Genomic DNA, 530 nt, shown 5'->3' with positions numbered 1-530 from the left:
GTTTCGGCATCGCAGCGCGCAGGCCCCACATGAGCCAGTAGGCGCCGGCATGCAGGAACAGCCGGAACTGGTTGGCCGTCGCTCTGGTGCAGGATGTGCGGTCGGCGGCGAGATGCGTCTTCCACGACTTGATGTCTTGATGTGGTTCTCGGCCGCTCCGCGCCGGCAGTAGACATCCTCGTAGAGCGCCTTGGCCTTTCCACCGGCGAGGTTGGTGACGATGAAGCGAGTGTCAGCACCTTGGGCGCCGACCTCGACCCGCGCTATGATGCGCTCGACGCGGCTCCAGCTGGCGGCCCCATCCAGGAACTCCTTGAACCTGCGGATCTTGTTCGTCTTCGGTGAGGCTTCAAAGCGCGCCGTCGTGCGGGCTTCCAGGTCCGCGACATGCTTGCGCAGGGTCGTGGCGGGCGGTACGCCGAGGATGAAGTCGACATCGTTGGCACGGCACCAGTCGATGATCTGCGGGCTGCAATAGTGACCGTCGGCCCGGATCAGGATCCGGATGTTCGGCCAGTTGCTCCGGATCG

The 530-nt window shown here is 64.7% G+C and carries 1 pseudogene; it reads right to left on the bottom strand.

Features of this window, described 5'->3' with window-relative positions:
- Positions 1-530 (bottom strand): annotated as a pseudogene (locus NKI52_RS32695) (transposase); the annotation flags it as partial.

This window comes from Mesorhizobium sp. M0590, from assembly GCF_040320905.1.
Classification (GTDB): Bacteria; Pseudomonadota; Alphaproteobacteria; order Rhizobiales; family Rhizobiaceae; genus Mesorhizobium.
The sequence above is the reverse complement of the archived record's forward strand: the minus strand, read 5'-3'. Positions and strand labels throughout refer to the sequence as shown.